Origin of the sequence: Paenibacillus ilasis, from assembly GCF_043195395.1 — a bacterium.
In the GTDB taxonomy this organism is placed as follows: Bacteria; Bacillota; Bacilli; order Paenibacillales; family Paenibacillaceae; genus Paenibacillus_AQ; species Paenibacillus_AQ lautus.
This window is the reverse complement of the sequence record NZ_JBHDJG010000001.1, coordinates 4,020,303-4,037,661: the sequence shown is the minus strand read 5'-3', so window position 1 is coordinate 4,037,661 and position 17,359 is coordinate 4,020,303. Positions and strand designations below refer to the sequence as shown.

15 protein-coding genes are annotated in these 17,359 nt (G+C 53.3%); 12 read left to right on the top strand and 3 right to left on the bottom strand.

The features are described from left to right. Window positions 1–79 precede the first annotated feature (79 nt). On the top strand, window positions 80–466 hold the full coding sequence (locus ACETK5_RS18270; protein ID WP_100536085.1) for an Asp23/Gls24 family envelope stress response protein: 387 nt from the start codon (window positions 80–82) through the stop codon (window positions 464–466). A gap of 57 nt (window positions 467–523) precedes the next feature. Here the strand turns inward: ACETK5_RS18270 and ftsW are convergent, their stop codons facing one another. Together ftsW and ACETK5_RS18260 are read right to left on the bottom strand one after the other, a co-directional pair. Beyond that, window positions 524–1,741 carry a putative lipid II flippase FtsW gene (gene ftsW / locus ACETK5_RS18265; RefSeq protein WP_100536086.1) on the bottom strand — a complete coding sequence of 406 codons (1,218 nt, stop codon included), beginning with the start codon at window positions 1,739–1,741 and terminating at the stop codon, window positions 524–526. Between the two features lie 11 nt (window positions 1,742–1,752). Further along, window positions 1,753–2,100, bottom strand: coding sequence for a YugN family protein (locus tag ACETK5_RS18260; RefSeq protein ID WP_100536087.1), 348 nt, complete (start codon window positions 2,098–2,100; stop codon window positions 1,753–1,755). Window positions 2,101–2,353: 253 nt separating this feature from the next. On the opposite strand from ACETK5_RS18260, the gene ACETK5_RS18255 reads away from it, so the two are divergent. From ACETK5_RS18255 to ACETK5_RS18215, 9 genes are all read left to right on the top strand, one after another. Continuing rightward, the gene (locus tag ACETK5_RS18255; RefSeq protein ID WP_100536088.1) at window positions 2,354–2,863 is read left to right on the top strand and encodes an NUDIX hydrolase; all 510 of its coding nucleotides are present in this window, start codon (window positions 2,354–2,356) and stop codon (window positions 2,861–2,863) included. A 33-nt stretch (window positions 2,864–2,896) separates the two neighbouring features. Then, window positions 2,897–4,066, top strand: a complete 1,170-nt coding sequence (locus ACETK5_RS18250) for a M20 family metallopeptidase (RefSeq protein WP_394057465.1) — start codon at window positions 2,897–2,899, stop codon at window positions 4,064–4,066. A gap of 256 nt (window positions 4,067–4,322) precedes the next feature. Further along, a complete protein-coding gene (locus tag ACETK5_RS18245) occupies window positions 4,323–6,107 on the top strand; it encodes a DNA repair helicase XPB (protein ID WP_394057070.1) in 1,785 nt (594 codons plus the stop codon). After that, a complete protein-coding gene (locus tag ACETK5_RS18240; protein WP_326112370.1) occupies window positions 6,104–7,825 on the top strand; it encodes a helicase-associated domain-containing protein in 1,722 nt (573 codons plus the stop codon). The genes ACETK5_RS18245 and ACETK5_RS18240 overlap by 4 nt, the downstream gene beginning before the upstream one ends. Window positions 7,826–7,927: 102 nt before the next feature. Next, window positions 7,928–8,365 carry a YlbF/YmcA family competence regulator gene (locus tag ACETK5_RS18235; protein WP_100539297.1) on the top strand — a complete coding sequence of 146 codons (438 nt, stop codon included), beginning with the start codon at window positions 7,928–7,930 and terminating at the stop codon, window positions 8,363–8,365. A 47-nt stretch (window positions 8,366–8,412) separates the two neighbouring features. Beyond that, window positions 8,413–8,676: a YlbG family protein gene (locus ACETK5_RS18230; RefSeq protein ID WP_006209210.1), complete on the top strand. Its 264-nt coding sequence runs from the start codon at window positions 8,413–8,415 to the stop codon at window positions 8,674–8,676. Window positions 8,677–9,077: 401 nt separating this feature from the next. Further along, the gene (locus tag ACETK5_RS18225) at window positions 9,078–9,515 is read left to right on the top strand and encodes a hypothetical protein (RefSeq protein ID WP_071223691.1); all 438 of its coding nucleotides are present in this window, start codon (window positions 9,078–9,080) and stop codon (window positions 9,513–9,515) included. A 117-nt stretch (window positions 9,516–9,632) separates the two neighbouring features. Then, window positions 9,633–10,538 (top strand): selenium metabolism-associated LysR family transcriptional regulator, encoded by a 906-nt coding sequence (locus tag ACETK5_RS18220; protein ID WP_100536092.1) that lies wholly within the window; start codon window positions 9,633–9,635, stop codon window positions 10,536–10,538. A 38-nt stretch (window positions 10,539–10,576) separates the two neighbouring features. Then, window positions 10,577–11,443: a PHP domain-containing protein gene (locus ACETK5_RS18215; RefSeq protein ID WP_394057067.1), complete on the top strand. Its 867-nt coding sequence runs from the start codon at window positions 10,577–10,579 to the stop codon at window positions 11,441–11,443. Between the two features lie 165 nt (window positions 11,444–11,608). Here ACETK5_RS18215 and ACETK5_RS18210 read toward each other — a convergent pair whose 3' ends face one another. After that, the gene (locus ACETK5_RS18210) at window positions 11,609–13,366 is read right to left on the bottom strand and encodes an Rqc2 family fibronectin-binding protein (RefSeq protein WP_100536094.1); all 1,758 of its coding nucleotides are present in this window, start codon (window positions 13,364–13,366) and stop codon (window positions 11,609–11,611) included. Window positions 13,367–13,543: 177 nt separating this feature from the next. On the opposite strand from ACETK5_RS18210, the gene ACETK5_RS18205 reads away from it, so the two are divergent. Both ACETK5_RS18205 and dapF read left to right on the top strand, forming a co-directional pair. Beyond that, the gene (locus ACETK5_RS18205) at window positions 13,544–16,339 is read left to right on the top strand and encodes a calcium-translocating P-type ATPase, SERCA-type (protein WP_394057064.1); all 2,796 of its coding nucleotides are present in this window, start codon (window positions 13,544–13,546) and stop codon (window positions 16,337–16,339) included. A 75-nt stretch (window positions 16,340–16,414) separates the two neighbouring features. Next, complete coding sequence (dapF, locus tag ACETK5_RS18200; RefSeq protein ID WP_100539298.1) at window positions 16,415–17,251, top strand: diaminopimelate epimerase; 837 nt, start codon at window positions 16,415–16,417, stop codon at window positions 17,249–17,251. The last annotated feature ends 108 nt before the right edge of the window (window positions 17,252–17,359 follow it).

The window sequence follows — 17,359 nt, the reverse complement described above, 5'->3', positions numbered from 1 at the left end:
TCTTTTCTGAAGGGAGCATTTGCTTTTTAGGTCCGTTACCATTTACAATAACGGATAATGAGGTGAAGGAGGATATGGCATGACGGAACAACTTCAACTGGATAACGGTTTGATTCGAATATCGGATGATGTCGTCTCGAAAATTGCCGGATTGGCTGCCTTGGAAACCCCAGGTATTGCAGCAATGTCCGGTGGATTGTCCGAGGGCTGGGCTAAGCGGCTGAGCGGCAAAAATGTGCAAAAGGGTGTTACCGTAGAAGTAGGTCAGCTGGAAGCGGCGATCGACCTGCGGATTATCGTGCTCTATGAGACACCAATACATGAAGTGTGCCGCATGCTTCAACAGAATGTCCGCGAAGCTGTCGAAAGCATGACAGGGCTTCGTGTGGTTGAGGTCAACGTGAAGGTCGAAGGCGTGGCGTTTAAAGACGATGAAATCGACGATATTCAGCTTCGAACCAAATAAGACGAACCATAGGGGGATCGTTCCCCGCTGATGATGAAAAAAAATCGAGAAAAAAGACTACACGGTTGCCCGGTAGTCTTTTTTAATTACGGATTTAACCTGCTCCTCTTTCATCGGACGGTTGCTGTCCCGGGATATGCTAAGCACGATGCCCATGCTCAGCATCATGACCAGCAGCGAGGATCCGCCATAACTGATGAACGGGAGGGTAACGCCCGTAATCGGAATGGTATTGGTAACCCCGCCGATATTGATGAAGGCCTGGATGGCGATCAGTCCCATGATGCCGACGCCGGTCAAGGTTCCGAACGGATCCGAGCAGCGAAGCGACACAATGATCCCTCGCAGGATAAAGTATAAGTAGAGCAAGAGGAATATCGCGGTTCCGATAAAACCGAATTCTTCGCCAATGACCGAAAAGATAAAGTCGTTGTAAGGATTCGGCAGGTAATGCAGCTTCTGCACGCTCTCCCCGTAACCGGCCCCAGTGACACCGCCCTGGCCTATGGCAATCAGCGATTGGACCAGATTGTAGCCCGTGTCCGACTCATCGTGGAACGGGTCCATGAAAGCCTCGATCCGGCCCATCTTGTAGTTCTTGGATGCCTGCTCCTGATCTCCGCTGGAGTTAAAGAGTGATCCGACCCCCAGTGTGAGCACCAGGCCAAGCGCGACAAGCGAGATACACCCGAGGATATGCTTGAGGCTGGCGCCGCCGGCATAGATCAGCAGCCCGCTGGTAGCCACGAGGATGAAGCAGGACCCCAGGTCCGGCTGAAGCATGATCAGTCCCGCTACAATCCCTACAATAATGAGTACGGGGAAGAAACCGCCCTTCCATTGACGGATTCGTTCCCCTTTTTTGGTGATCAGCGCTGCCAGATAGACAATGGTCGCTATTTTGGCCAGTTCGGTCGGCTGGATGCCGAATTTCCCCAGGTTAAACCAGCTTGTGGCTCCGTTGGTTGCGGAACCGATGATCACCACAAGAATCAGCAGCATCAGGGTTAGAAAAAACACCGGTATGAATAGCTTCTTGTACTTCTTATAGTTGATGTTCATGGCAACAAACATAACCAACGTGCCTAGGACGGCAAACGCGGCTTGCCGCTTCGTAAAATGCAGCGGGTCGTTATTGAATTTTTCATTGAAAACGGCCAAGCTGGAGCTGGAACTGAACACCATGATCAGTCCGAATCCCACTAACAGCAAGGTAAGGATCAGCAGTTGAAAATCAGGCGTCCCTCTCTTCGGCTGAGGTTTGGTCGTATTCATAATGTTCGACCTTACGCTTCCAGAAGAGCTTTGAGCTCTTGAAGCTTCTTGGTGGCCACATTCATAACGGGCTGTGGAGCCATGGATTCATATTCGAGTCCATGCGGGAACGTGGCTTTACCCAGGTATACCGCTTCGATTTTGAGGATGGCGTCCGGTTTTTCGAGCTTGCCTTCAACAGCGCGGGTGTTAATGCGCAGGAAATATTCAGCCTGATTCTTTTTATCTTCGATTTTCAAGTCATATGTAGCGCGGTAGTATTCCCACTGCCAACGAATGAAGCCTACTTTCTCGGCACATTCATCGAGGTAAGCTAAATCGCTGTGCAATCCGTCCAATCCTGTATTTTCGAAAATCATGTGGTCGTAACCCCCTTAATAGTCCTTGCAAAGTTCTTTAATATGATAGTATGTTTCAGGAACTTGTGCAAGCCTGTACCGCCCGTCACGCTTCAATTGAGACCTTTTATCCAGGGTGAGATTTTGATAACGACAGGCATTCTTCTTTTCTGCTAAAATAAAAGAAAGTGAAAACGCTGTGAAATGTACGCTTTCCATCCTGGTGGTTATATATTCAAAGGACCTCAATTCAAGCGAAGGGTGGATATGGCCGATGAATCGCGTCGTTTACCGCACGGATTATTATGTAGTGGAAGAGAACGGGCAGAAGGAAATTGTCGTCATGGACCAGATTCCGGAATCGGCAGCGGTTGTGGCCGTTCATCAAGGGTGCCTGCTCCTGGTATGCCAGCACCGGGAAGCGGTGGATGAAATCACCTGGGAGCTTCCCGGCGGAACGGTGAAACCTGGTGAGGAACGGAAGCTTGCCGTGAAGCGAGAGCTTGAGGAAGAGGCAGGCGTACTGTGCAAGGACCTGTCCTACATGGGCAGTGCCTATCCGATGGCTTCTCTGGCCAACCGGAACGTTCATTTTTATTTCACCGACGATTTGAAGGTGTCCGGGAGACAAGAGTCGAATCAAGATGAGGACGAGGATGTTAGAGCTGTGTGGGTCCCGCTCAGGGATGTGTATCGCAAGATCAAGGAAGGCGGCCGAATGGATGCCATGGTTGGGCACGGGCTGCTGCTGAGCAAGCTTTACGGATTTCTTGCGATCGATTGAGCCGCATATCGCGGGGGAGGATGATGGAACTTGATGAAGGAAGCATTTTGGGAACAATGGTATCCACGGATGGTGGAGTGGCGGCGTCATTTACATATGCATCCGGAACTTTCGTTCCAGGAGAAGGAAACTTCGACGTTTATAGCAGCCCGGCTGCAGGAGCTTGGTCTGGAGGTCAAGACCGATGTGGGCGGGCATGGAGTGATAGGATTTCTAAGAGGGGATAAACCCGGCAAGACCGTTGTGCTGCGGTCCGACATGGATGCGCTGCCGATTGAAGACGGCAAGAGCTGCGAGTACAAATCCCGGGTGCAAGGCGTGATGCACGCTTGCGGGCATGACGGGCATGCCTCCATGTTGCTGGGGGCAGCAGCATACTACAGCACGTACCCGGAAGAAGTCCAGGGCGAGCTTCGTTTTATGTTCCAGCCGGCGGAGGAAGTCTGTCCCGGCGGAGCAATCGAGATGATCAAGGATGGAGCGCTTGACGGAGCCGACGTCGTATATGGTCTCCACTTATGGACGCCGTTTCCAGTAGGTACCGCAGCGAGCGCGCCGGGTCCGCTGATGGCGGCGGCGGATGAGTTTTTCATTGATATTACAGGGCGCGGAGGACATGGCGGTATGCCGCATGTGACGGCCGACGCCCTGGTAGCAGGGGCAGCGCTAGTCATGCAGCTCCAAACCATTGTAAGCCGCACGGTAGATCCACTGCAGCCTGCCGTGGTTACGGTAGGCACGATGCAAGCCGGCACGGCGCAAAACGTGATTGCTTCCTCTTGCCGGATCACGGGAACGGTACGCACCTTTGACGAATCTACCCGGACGTTGATCCGGGAGCGGATCGAGCATATGACCCGGACGGTTTCGGAAACCTACGGCACGAAGGCCGCGGTCCGATATCTCGTCGGTTATCCGCCTGTAGTGAATGATGAGACCGAAACCGCGCGGTTTTTCCGTACGGCACCTAAAGTCTTCGAAGCGGACCAGGTCAAGGTCTCGCCCAAATTGATGCCGGCAGAGGATTTTGCTTATTACTTGAAGGAAATTCCGGGCTGCTTCATTTTCGTTGGAGCCGGTAACCCGAACAAGGGGGCAATCTATCCGCATCATCATCCGATGTTCGACTTTGATGAAGACGCCATGCGTTATGGGGCGAAGCTGCTGGTTGAGATGGTGTCGAGCTATCAGAACGGGGACTAGACTTTAAGAAAATCGCAATCCTAGCGCATGAACGCTCGTAATTTGGAAATCCTATTGATCATAGGGGAAGTTCAGATCCATGAATATGGATGTGGGCTTCTTTTTTTTAAGGGATAAGAGTGTATCGACTTCAGAGGCATCCCATCCTATCTCGCAAGAAATTCGGGTCTGTCTTCTGAGAAAGGTCGTTGATATGCGTATTTCTTAACCCAGGCCATGAAAAATAGAGAACCAAAGGTTACGAGGAGGGAATCGGGTGCATAACAAGCCATGCATCGTCCAGCGGGATCGGACCATATTGCTGGAAACCGCTCATGCGGATGCTGAGGCCGCACGTGAACAACTGGCCCAGTATGCGGATTTGATCAAAAGTCCTACGTCTTTTCATACATATCGACTGACCCCGTTATCCTTATGGAACGCCGCTGCCGGAGGAATGACGGCTGAGGCGATTTGTTCGAGCCTTCAGTCGCTGTCACGTTGGGACGTGCCGGCTGCCCTGCTGGAAGAGGTTTTCCAGCTCGTTGGGCGTTACGGACAGCTGTCGCTGCTCCCGCATCCAACGCTTGCTCGTTCATTGCTGCTGCATAGCAATGGGGAAGCCCTGATGCAGGAGCTCACGTCCAAGCGTTCCCTGATGGAAATCGGCGTTCGGTGGATTTCGGCAAACGAAGCAGAGGTGCCCTCAGACCGCCGCGGCGTATTAAAGCAGGAGCTGACCCGGCTTGGTTATCCTGTGCTGGACCAGGCGGGATATTTGGACGGGCAATATCTGAACCTCCTTTGGCGAGGCGAAACACCGCGCCCGGAGAGAGACGAGGATTCAAACGGCGGCTCAAATGATCCGAGATTCAAGCTTCGCGACTATCAGCAGAAGGCTGCCGAATCCTTTCGGGATGTCGGCGGTGAAGGCGGCAACGGGGTGCTTGTCCTGCCTTGCGGTGCAGGGAAAACGGTGATTGGCATCGCTGCCATGCGCGATCTGCAGTGCGAGACCCTGATTCTCACCTCCAACACAACGTCTGTAAGGCAGTGGATCGCCGAGCTGCTGCAGAAAACCACGCTGTCCGCGGAGGAGATCGGTGAATACTCCGGTCAGCGCAAAGAGGTGAGGCCAGTAACGGTCGCCACCTATCAAATCTTGACCCACCGTCAGGGTAAGGGGGATGAACAGCAGCATATGAAGCTGTTTAATGAGCGTCGCTGGGGCTTAATCATCTATGATGAGGTCCATCTTCTCCCCGCCCCGGTATTCCGTGCGACGGCCGATATTCAAGCGACCCGCAGGCTTGGACTGACCGCCACCTTGGTTCGCGAGGATGGAAGGGAGCATGACGTGTTCTCGCTGATCGGTCCCAAACGGTATGAAATGCCGTGGAAAAAGCTGGAGGAGCAGGGCTGGATTGCTTCGGTGGACTGTACGGAGATTAAGGTGCCGCTGCCGGATGAGATCAGAGAAGCGTGCAAGAAGGCTGGCAAAAGGGAGCAGTATCGGCTGGCGGCCGAGAATCCCTCCAAGCTCCGCGTGATCCGGCAGCTCGTGGATCTCCACAAGGATGCACAGACGCTGATCATTGGTCAATACCTGGATCAGCTTCATGCCATTGCCGAGGAACTGCAGGCCCCTCTCATTACGGGGCAGATGACGCAGGATCAGCGCAATGAATGGTATAAGGCTTTCCGGGAAGGAGCCGTCCGTGTACTTGTCGTTTCAAAAGTGGCTAACTTCGCGGTTGACCTGCCCGATGCTTCCGTTGCGATCGAGGTTTCGGGCAGCTACGGCTCGCGGCAGGAGGAGGCGCAGCGCCTCGGACGCTTGCTGCGCCCGAAGCAAGGGGAGAATCGGGCTTATTTCTATGCATTGGTGACGGAGGACAGCCGGGAGGAGATGTTTGCGATCCGGCGCCAGCTGTTTCTGATCGAGCAGGGGTATGAATATCACGCGTTTCAAGCGAAGCACCCGGCCTCCCTTGACCTCATGGCGATACGGCATACGAATCGCTTGCAGATCCCTGACGGGAAGGAGGCCTCGTGGAGATGATGGAACAGCAGGACGTGACGGAAGCCATAGGCTTAGATCGGCTTCTTCTGAAGGAGCGGTCGGTCCTACAGCATATCTGGACCCGCTTTGCCGGGCAGAGATTTGATGACGACAAACTTCGCTCGCTGCGCGTTCGGCGCCTAAGCGGCGTGGAAGTACAACTTGCCTTCTTATCCTTGAGGCAGCAGCGGTGGGTTCAAGCGGTAAAACAGGGCTGGGGCGAGAGGCTCTATTTCATTCCCTTTGATAAGCTTCAGATTCTTCAGGAGGCCTTTGGCGATCTTGAGGCTGGTTCCGTTCCCGCTGCTGCCGTGAAGCTGCAGCAAGAGGGAAGAAGCGGCATAGCAGTCGATATGTTCAATGTTCTCGTATATATGGCCAAGAACCGCGTGACAATGACCAGTAAAGGGGTTCTGCATAAGAAGTTTATTCAGAAACTGGGGAGCGTGGTCGGACTAACGCCATCCGATGTCGAGGGGCTCGCTCTCCAATATGAACATGCTGATGTTTACCCACCGCATATTGCGATCGTATTGGATCTGCTGTTTTCGTTGGAGCTGGTCGCCCTGGAGCAAGGGGAGCTTAAGCTGAACAGGACTGCATTGCGCCATTGGCTCGCACTCTCGCGCGAAGCGATGGACCGACTGGTTCTTTTACGCATGATGCAGCGCTATGTTCCGGGTTCGGCCGAGTATCAGCATTTCACATGGCGGATTTGTCACTCATCACGGATCGGCGGGATGTGGTATTATGCTCAGCACTTGTCGGCAAACGACAAGGCTCCCCTGAAAGGGGAGCCTCTTAGCGGAAGGGCATTGTCCGCGGAGGATGCAGCTTCATGGCTCCGTTTATTGACCGGCTGCGGTTACACCGATCTTGGCATGGATCACGATGGTCAATTACTGTTCCGGTGGCGTATGGATCCCTGCTCCTTGTTGAGTGGAAGCGGCCAGGATAACACCGGATCTTCGGGGCTGTTTATTCAGCCGGATTTTGATATATTGATTCCGCCTGACGTGCCTTATACGGTCAAATTTACGGCTGCTTGCTGCACGGAGCGTTTCTCGGATGACGTAATGACGGTCTATCGTCTAACCAGGGATTCGGTGTTTCAGGCGGCGATAGCAGGAATGGGGCCGGAAGCGATCACGGCATTTTTCACGGAGCATGCAGCCGCGGGAATTCCCGAGAACGTGCACGCCGCTCTGCGTCAGTGGGGCAAGGAGTTTGAGAGCGCGGGGAAGAATGAGCCTTTACGTTATACCGGTGCAGTTCCGAATGATGAAACGGCAATCGGGGCCGGTGATGAAGGAGATAACCGTTACGCTTCACCGGGTTATCCCGGCAGCGCTTCCTGCGGATTGATTCGCCCAACGCGCAGCGAGCTTGCTCTTGAATTGGACGACAGCCTTCCGGATAAAGCGTCAATCGTTCCGGATTTGAACCGGATTCCCATCATGTGGACACGGGATTGGCGTTCTTATCACGGTTCGACGGCCAAGCAAATGATGGAGCAGGCGCTTGAATTGTCAGCCAAATTAGAAATAGCGGTCGACGGCAGCCGGATGGAGTTTATTCCATTTCAGCTCGAGCGGCAGCCATGGAAAATTTCGGGAGCGTTATACGATCCGGATTCCGATTCCGATTCCGAAATGACGGGAACCGTGGTGCAGTTGGGTGAAGGGGAATGGAGGGAAATGCGGCTTGTGATTCCGTAAAAGCGTATGAATTCCCCCTTCTTAAGATACGAGCGTTATGCTATGATGAAAGAGTCCACGAACAAAGCGTGGGCCAAACTAATAGAAAAGCGGGATGAGTTCATGAGCGTATCGGAAATAAACACGGTCGATATGGCCGAGGTGCTCACCTATGCCTATGAAATAGGCGACATGATTAATGCTTCCGTCGAAGTGGCGGATTATCTATATTGGAAGCAGGCAGTTGAGGGTGACCCTACGATTCAGGCTTTGATCAGAAAGCTTGATTCCAAAAAAGAACTGTTCGAAGAGACTCAGCGGTTCGGTCACTTTCACCCGAATTACCATTCGGCCAAGGATGAAGTAGCCGCAGTGGAAGCGGAGCTTGAGGCTTTCGAGCCTGTAGCCCGGTTCAAGCAGGCGGAGAAGAATCTGGACGATCTGCTGCATTCGATGTCGGAGAAGATTGCTTTTTCGGTTTCGGAGAGCATCAAGGTTCCGGGCAACGATCCTCTTCCCAAGAAGGGGTGCGGCAGCGGCGGAGCTTGTTCGTGCGGATAATAGGCATAGACTAGAGATAGAGACGAAAGTGAGGCGAGGAGCTTAGGATGTTGGCTGAACGGACCGGTTTTATTATATGGGTCAGCGATGTAAAGGCGGCAAGGAATCTGGAGAAATACGGCAGCGTGCACTATATATCACGCCGCATGCACTATGTTGTCATGTACGTCAATGCTGACCGCGCCGAGGAAACAATGAAGAACATCCGGAGATTGTCCTACGTTCGTAAGATCGAGCGCTCCTACCGGAATGAGATAAAGACGGAATACAGCAGCAAAGGGCCGGATAAAGCGAAGTTTTACGGTCCTTAGCATGACGTGCCTGTCGAGAATCTAAAGCAAATCGCATAAGTTAGCGAAAAGAGCGTAAAGCGGCCCCCGCAGGGGCCGCTTTTTTTAAGATACCGGAAAGTATCAAATTCGAGCATGTGTATATCCTCATAAAGTTTATTACGGATGGATGACGATAGATTGGCATAAATCAGAAACTTGTTTGATAAAATAGTATAAGTAAGGTACAATTTACATTTTAATCAAACCCATCATTCCAGGCAGCACCTCCATGCACAGGATACAACTAGAGATATTTCTAAATTTTCGGTGATTGTTCACAAGAAGCGAGGTTTCAATCTTGTGAATGCCAGTGGAATGATGTAATATGTTGGGTATATATACATAGATACAAAGACCCATTTGGTGGAGAGTGATATTCCATGCGCGACAAAGGGACTGAGCGGTGGAGCACCTATGAGCCGTTTTATATTACGTTAAATGATAAAAAGGTAGCCGACATCGTCATTACCAATCATGCAAAGAGCCGTTATACGGACCGGGTTCAAGGCAATGACACATCCCATGAGGAAATCGGGACTTGGATGTGGGAGTGCCTGAAGCAGGACCGGATCGTGCCCTATTACCGCAACGAACAGGATGTCTATCTGATTGACGACGACCTGGTTGTTGTGGCGGAGTTTTCGGAGCTGGAGCATGAACGTGATCTGATTGGCAATCCGCTGCATCGGATGATTATTGTAACTTTTTTGGGACGTATGTCAGAAACCATTGAGCTTCGAGACCTGAAGTCGTATTACTCATGGCTTCGCCATTCACGTCGTATGACACTGATTAAGAACAGCCGTAAACGTAAATAAAGAAATAGAGTCATCATATGGCATGCGAGCGTAAGCGCGGATGTCTTTTTTGTATGCTCCGCCGTGATCCGTTACAATGATAAAAACAAAAGAGGCAGCGAGAGGGGAACCGATGCTATGAACTTTCATCAGCTACATATATTTTATACGGTAGCAGAGCGCGGGAGTTTTTCCGCTGCTGCCCAGGCGCTTCATATGAGCCAGCCGGCTGTAACGATGCAGGTGCAATCGCTGGAGGAGTATTTTGGGACAAAACTCCTCATTCGTTCCACCAAGCGCATGGAATTGTCCGAGGCCGGAAGGACGCTGCTTCCTTTTGCCCGCAAGAGCCTGGAGCTGTCACAGGAAACGGACGCGGCGATGGCGGCTTTCTCGAATAAGCTTCAGGGAAGGCTGCAACTGGGGGCAAGCCTGACCATTGGGGAGTACGTGCTGCCCCGATTGCTGGGGCCCTTCGGCCGGGAATATCCGGATATATCCATCATGCTTAAAGTGATGAACACCACGCAGATTCTCGAGGAAATCGCTGGCCATCAATTGAATTTTGGGCTGATTGAGGCACCTGTGGAGCATCCGGATATGGTCCTGGATTCGGTCATGGAGGATGAGCTGAAACTGATCGTTCCCTCCGGCCATCCTTTAGCAACAAGGGAGGATGCGATATATTTGGAGGATGTGCTGAAGTATCCGTTTGTGCTTCGCGAGAAGGGGTCTGGCACACGGAAGGTGATGGAGGATGTGCTGATGGAGCGGGGGTACGATCCGGAAAGCATCCAAACGGTGATGGAGCTTGGGAGTACGGGAGCGGTGAAATCGGCGGTAGAGGAAGGGCTCGGCATTACGATGCTGTCAACCTCGACGGTCAAGCATGAAACCGCGCTCGGGTTAGTCAAAATGATCGATATTGCGGATGCCTCGTTTAAACGTAACTTTTATTCCATTCAGTTACGGTCGGCGCTGCTGCCGATGTCGGCAATGACGTTTTTGGCCTATTTAAGGGAACGCCAGCGAACCCAGCGATAAAGCATACCCGCACTTACAACGAAAGGGGATTGAATTTCATGGATAAATCGATGGATCGGACGGGCTGCGACCTGCATTCCCACACCCAGGCTTCGGACGGGATGAATACACCTTCGGAGAACGTGCAGCTTGCTTTCGAGCGGGGACTTGGGGCTCTAGCTATAACGGATCATGACACCGTAGCCGGTGTCGAGGAGGCGCTGCAAGCCGGAGAACGCCTGAACATGGTCGTGGTGCCCGGTGTAGAAATCAGCACTATGGCAGGCGGGACGGATATTCACGTTCTGGGTTATTACATGGATTACCGGGATCCCGTATTTCTGGAGCGGCTGGCAGAGCTGCGTCGAACGAGGGAGAAGCGCAATGAAAAGATCATGGCCAAGCTCCGTGAGCTGGGCATCGAGCTGACGATGGAAGAAGTGATCGGAGGCTTGGGACGGCCGCTGGAACCCGATGAGAGCATCGGACGCCCGCATATTGCGGATGCGCTGGTCCTTAAGGGTCATGCCCTCGATCTAAGGGATGCCTTCGACCGTTATCTCGCACAGGGCGCAGCTGCTTATGTGCCGCAGCCGCGGATTCATCCCAAGGAGGCCTGCGAATGGATACGTGAAGCCGGGGGCGTGCCGGTGCTTGCACACCCTGGACTCTACGACGATGATGCGTTGGTGAGAGCTATCATTGAAGAGGCTGCTTTCAAAGGGATTGAAGTCTATCATTCGGACCATGGGGCAGCGGAGGAGAAACGCTACTTGGCGATGGCCGAAGAATACGGTTTGATCGTGACCGCCGGATCGGATTACCATGGCGAGAGGCAGGGCCAGGTATTCCATGGGGATATCGGCAGCCGTCAGGTATCCATCGAGGTATTGAACCAGCTTCAACAGGTGCGGGCAAGGAGCTAAGATCGACATGATTTCGAGCGGATTAAGTTGGTGCTGCTAACGCGGATTCGTATTGGTGAATCCCGGCATGACAGTAAGAAATAACGGGTATCCCGGCTGGTCATACGACCTTTTGGGGTACCCGTTATTGGTTAAGCCAACGATATATCCAGTTCTTTGTTCATCTTAATTGCGATTGTTTTTTACCGAATTGGGCATCGCTTTGATTCGCTGCTCGTCCGGCGTGACGAACAGCGTTTTCTGATTGTCATAAATGACAAATCCGGGTTTGGCTCCATTCGGCTTGCGTACATGGCGAATGAGCGTGTAGTCAACGGGCACGCTGCTGGATTCTTTGGCTTGACTGTAATAAGCAGCCAGCTGTGCCGCTTCCTGCAGCGTTGCATCCCCGTACTCGCTGCTTCGGATGACCACGTGGGATCCCGGGATATCCTTGGTGTGCAGCCACGTATCGTTTGAGGAAGCGAGACGGTTGGTTACGTACTCGTTTTGAAGATTATTTTTGCCTACATAAAGCTCGATGCCTTCGGATGAAGTATAGACGTGGAGCGTCGGCTTGTCGTTTTTCTTCTTTTTCTTCGTTTTACGATTGCGGTCTCTCAAGTATCCCTGCTGGATCAGCTCGTCCCGGATTTCATCGATGTCGCTCAAGGAAGCATGCGACAGCTGCTGCAGCAGATTCTCGATATAGTTAATCTCTTCGCGGGTTTTGATTAACTGTTCGTCAATGACCGCGAGGCTGTTCTTGTACTTGTTATATTTTTTAAAATAGCGCTGCGCATTGTCCGACGGAGTCAGGAGCGGATCCAGCGGGATGGTGACGGTCGCCTGCTCTTCATCATAGAAGTTAACCAGCTTGGCTTCACGGTCGCCCTTCTGAATCTGGTGGAGCGAGGCGAAGAGAAGCTCGCCAAAGATCCGATACCGGTCGGCATCCCCGGCTTCTTCCAAGTCCTTGTTTAAATTATCCAGCTTCTTGATGTTCTTCGTCCGTTCATTCTGCAGGAATCGGAGGAGGTCGCTGACTTTCTGTTTAACTGTATCCCGCTGAGCTTTATCTCCGTAATAATCCTCCATGCATCGACTGACCGATTCGTAGGTTGTAGTCTCGTCCACCAGCAATGTCAGCGGAATGACGGAGAACACCGACTTCCCCTTGGCATTGACGCCTGTAACCGGCGTATATTGATGGTTGCGGACTTGTTCCATGATCTCATCGAATGCGCTCCACAGGCTGCCGCAATCTTTTTCCCCTTCAAGCCCGCCTGGACTGCTTCCCCCTGCGCGCTGGGCAATTTCCTGGGCCGCGAGCGGACTAAGGCCGCTGAATGCGCCGACCAGCCATGGAACGGCCTGCTCCTCGTTCATCAGACAAGATTCCCGGAAGGCTTCCTGCCCGGTTTCGAGCGGATTGAGCTTGTGCTGCTCCGGCGGATTCGTATAAGAGAATCCCGGCATGACCACTCGATAACTGCTGATGGCAGGCGTCACATGGTTGATGCCATCCAGTATGGTGCCGCTTGAGGGATCGAGCAGAATGATGTTGCTGTGTCTGCCCATCAGCTCCACGATGATTTTTTTGGAGGAAATATCGCCGAGTTCGTCACGCTGCCGGATCGTAAGATGAATAATCCGTTCCATGCCCACCTGCTGGATGTCCTCGATGATGCCGCTCTCGCAATGCTTGCGCAGAATCATGCAAAACATGGGGGCTTCGGCCGGATTCAGAAAGGTCTCCTGCGTCAGATGCACCCTGGGATACGTGGGGTTTGCGGATAGCAGCAGCTTGGCGTTACCTTGCTGGGTGCGTATATGAAATACGATGTCCCGATCGTTCGGTTGATATATTTTATTGATCCGTGCGCCCCGGCATGATTGAAGCTCATGCACGATCGCACGCGTGACAATGCCGTCTAATGCCATCCTTCATTCTCCTATCTGTCTGTTACCCTTCCTATCGTACTTCTCTATGATGCCATATTTCCCTCAAAAACTTAAGGCCCCTTCTGTGATAATTCAGGACCTGTCCGAATACATTTACGTAGAAAGGGTGGAAAAGCTGTCATCCGCCGGAGCAAACAACCGGGAGGGAAAGGAAGCATGGAACAAAAGCAATGGCACCAAATGGATACGGATGAATTGCAGCAAGTGCTGCATATGCATCCGGAGCAGGGCCTCACGGAAGAGGAAGCCGGGGAGAGACGAAAAAACAGTGGCTATAATGAGCTCTCCGAGGGCGTTAAAATTTCTCCATTTGTTCTGTTCTTGAATCAATTTAAGGATTTCATGGTGTTGGTGCTCCTTGGCGCCACCCTGGTATCCGGTCTGCTGGGCGAGTATTTGGATGCCGTCACGATTGTAGCCATCATCCTGATCAACGGGATCCTTGGTTTCGTCCAGGAATTCAGGGCGGAACGGTCGCTTCGGGCTTTGAAGCAGCTGTCCGCGCCGACGTCCAGGGTCATTCGGGACGGTAAAGTGGTACAGGTTGCGGCTAGGGAACTTGTCCCTGGCGATGTCGTGCTCGTGGAGAGCGGAGACCGTATTCCGGCCGATGTTCGCTGGCTCGAGATCAACAGTTGCAGTGTCGAGGAATCGGCCTTGACCGGCGAGTCCCTGCCGGTGAACAAACATGCCGAGCCGATTCACGATGCGGATGTTCCGCTGGGCGACCGCAAGAACATCGGCTTTATGGGCACGATGGTGGCCCGGGGTACGGGAAAAGGCGTTGTCATCCGAACCGGAATGGATACGGAGATGGGCAAAATCGCCGATTTGATCCAGAACACGGAGTCACAGGAGACGCCGCTGCAGCATCGCTTGGAACAGCTGGGCAAAATTCTGATTGCCGTTTCGCTGGGGCTTACGATTCTGGTCGTCGTAGCAGGCATTCTGCATGGACAGCCTGCCGCAGGCATGTTCCTTGCAGGAGTCAGCCTGGCGGTTGCGGCCATCCCAGAGGGGCTCCCAGCCATCGTTACGATTGCCCTCGCCCTCGGCGTGCAGCGCATGATCAAGCGCAAAGCGATCGTGCGCAAGCTGCCATCCGTGGAGACCCTGGGCTGCGCATCCGTGATCTGTTCGGATAAAACGGGGACGCTCACGCAGAATAAAATGACCGTAACCCAGGTTTGGCTGGGAGGACGCTCGCTGGAAGTGACCGGGCATGGGTATGACCCGACGGGTCAAATTCTTCACAGAGGCAAGCCGGTGGAGCTGAGATCCGATCAGGGGCTTCGCCGACTGCTGCAAATCAGCGGGCTGTGCAACAATGCGGAGATTTATGAGAACGTGCAGGAGGAAGCCCGGAACAAGCGCAAGGGCAAGGAAGAGCAGGCAGCTGCTGCTTGGGAGTTAAAAGGGGACCCGACAGAAGGAGCACTGCTGACGCTATCGTCCAAAATGGGATTGACTAAGGGAAGCCTGAACACCATCTATCAGAGAGACAAAGAGTTTCCGTTTGATTCGGAGCGAAAGCTGATGTCCGTTATCGTCAGCCATCAGGGCGGGCGCTTGCTATGCACGAAGGGCGCGCCGGACGTCCTGCTGGATGCATGCACTTATATTTTGTGGGACGGAAACGTTGTGCCGCTTACCGCCACGCTCCGCCAGAAGGTGCTGACCGCCAATGAAGGCATGGCTTCCGATGCGCTGCGCGTGCTTGGTTTGGCATATCGGGATCTGCGTTCCTATGACAAGCCGGAAACGGAGAAAGAGGCCGAGAGCCAGCTTATCTTTGTGGGACTTGCCGGAATGATCGATCCGCCGCGCCGTGAAGTGCGCGATGCGATTGCGACATGCCGCCGCGCGGGCATCAAGACTGTCATGATCACGGGCGACCATCGGACAACGGCAGAAGCGATTGCGGCCCAGCTCGGCATCCTGCCAAGGAACGGCCTGTCGCTATCGGGACAGGAGTTATCCCGGATGGATGACAAGGAGCTGGATGCGAGGGTGGATCAGACCTTCGTTTATGCCCGCGTATCTCCCGAGCATAAGCTCCGCATCGTGAAGTCGCTTCAACGTAAGGGGCATGTGGTTGCCATGACGGGGGACGGTGTGAACGATGCTCCGGCCATCAAAGCCGCGGATATCGGGATTGCCATGGGCATTACCGGTACGGACGTAACGAAGGAAGCGTCATCGCTGGTGCTCAGTGACGATAATTTCTCCACGATTGTTTCGGCGATTGAGGAGGGGCGCAGCATCTATGAAAATATTCGCAAGTTTATCCGTTATCTGCTGGCTTCCAATGTCGGCGAAATTCTGACGATGTTTTTCGCGATGATGATGGGTCTGCCGCTTCCGCTCGTTCCGATCCAGATTCTGTGGGTGAACCTTGTTACCGACGGGCTGCCGGCGATGGCGCTCGGGGTGGATCAGCCGGAGAAGGATCTGATGGAGCACAAGCCCCGCGGAGCCAAGGAAAATATTTTTGCCAGACGTCTTGGCTGGAAAATCATCAGCCGCGGCATCTTGATCGGCCTGTGTACACTCGGCGCATTTTGGATTACGCTGCGCATCGCACCGAATGATGCGGGCCAGTTGGCTAAAGCGCAGTCCGTTGCCTTTGCTACCCTCGTCATGGCCCAGCTGATCCATGTGTTTGACTGCCGCAGCTCGCGTTCAATTTTCCACCGCAATCCGCTTCAGAACAAAGCGTTGGTTCTGGCTGTGCTGTCCTCGGTATTGCTGATGCTTGGCGTCATGTACATCGAGGCGTTCCAGCCGATCTTCAAGACGGTTCCGCTTGGCTTGAAGGAGTGGGCACTGACACTCGTGGCAGCCGGCATCCCTACCTTCCTGATGGGGGCTGGAAGCGTGTGGGGCGGCAGACGTAACCGCAACCGGAACCGCCGCAGCATGATGACGAAGAGTGCAAATATTTCGGCATAAATTGAATGGATAGCCCATCACCTCTGCGATATGCTAAGCACGAGCATAGCAATTGCAGAGGAGATGGGTTTTATGATGGAATTTACGAAAATGCATGGACTTGGCAACGACTTCGTTGTTGTATACGGCGAGCAAGAACTTCCATCCAATGCATCCGAACGGGCCGTGAAGCTGTGCAATCGCTTTTTCGGCATCGGTGCAGACGGACTTGTATATATTTTGCCTTCCACGAAGGCTGACTTCATGATGCGCATAATGAATTCAGACGGTTCCGAAGCGGAGCAGTGCGGCAATGCCATTCGTTGTGTCGCGAAATATGTGTATGATCACGGCCATATTGACCGAGAGGAGATTACCATAGAAACGATCGGCGCCGGAGTACAGCAAGTACGCCTTACGGTGCAGGAAGGTCAAGTAAGCAGTGTGCGGGTAGACATGGGTGAACCGGTTCTGAATGGATTGAGCGTGCCCACGACAATCGATCTCCATCCGGTAGTGAATCATCCCATTGAAGCGGACGGCAAGGAGTTCCGCTTCACTGCGGTGTCCATGGGCAATCCGCACTGCGTCATTTATGTGGACGATGCAATTAACTTCGACCTTGGTGTATGGGGACCCAAGCTGGAGGTGCATCCGCTGTTCCCGAGAAAGATTAATGTGGAGTTTGCGACGGTGAATTCACGGAGTCAAGTGGACATGCGGGTATGGGAGCGCGGTGCAGGACCGACATTGGCCTGCGGGACCGGAGCTTGCGCAACATTGGTATCCTCGGTGCTGAACGGATTGACAGACCGCAGCGCGACGATATCTCTTAAAGGCGGGGACTTATTCATCGAGTGGGATGAGTCCGACAATCATGTATACATGACAGGGCCGGCCGAAGTCGTGTACGCAGGGACGCTTGCCTTGTAGAGCCTTCGCCAGCCGCGACAATCCCCGCCCGCAAATGCAAAAAACAGTATGATCTAAAGTTTGTCCTGTAGGGGTGGACACATTAGGGAGGCCTTCGGAAGGCCTCCC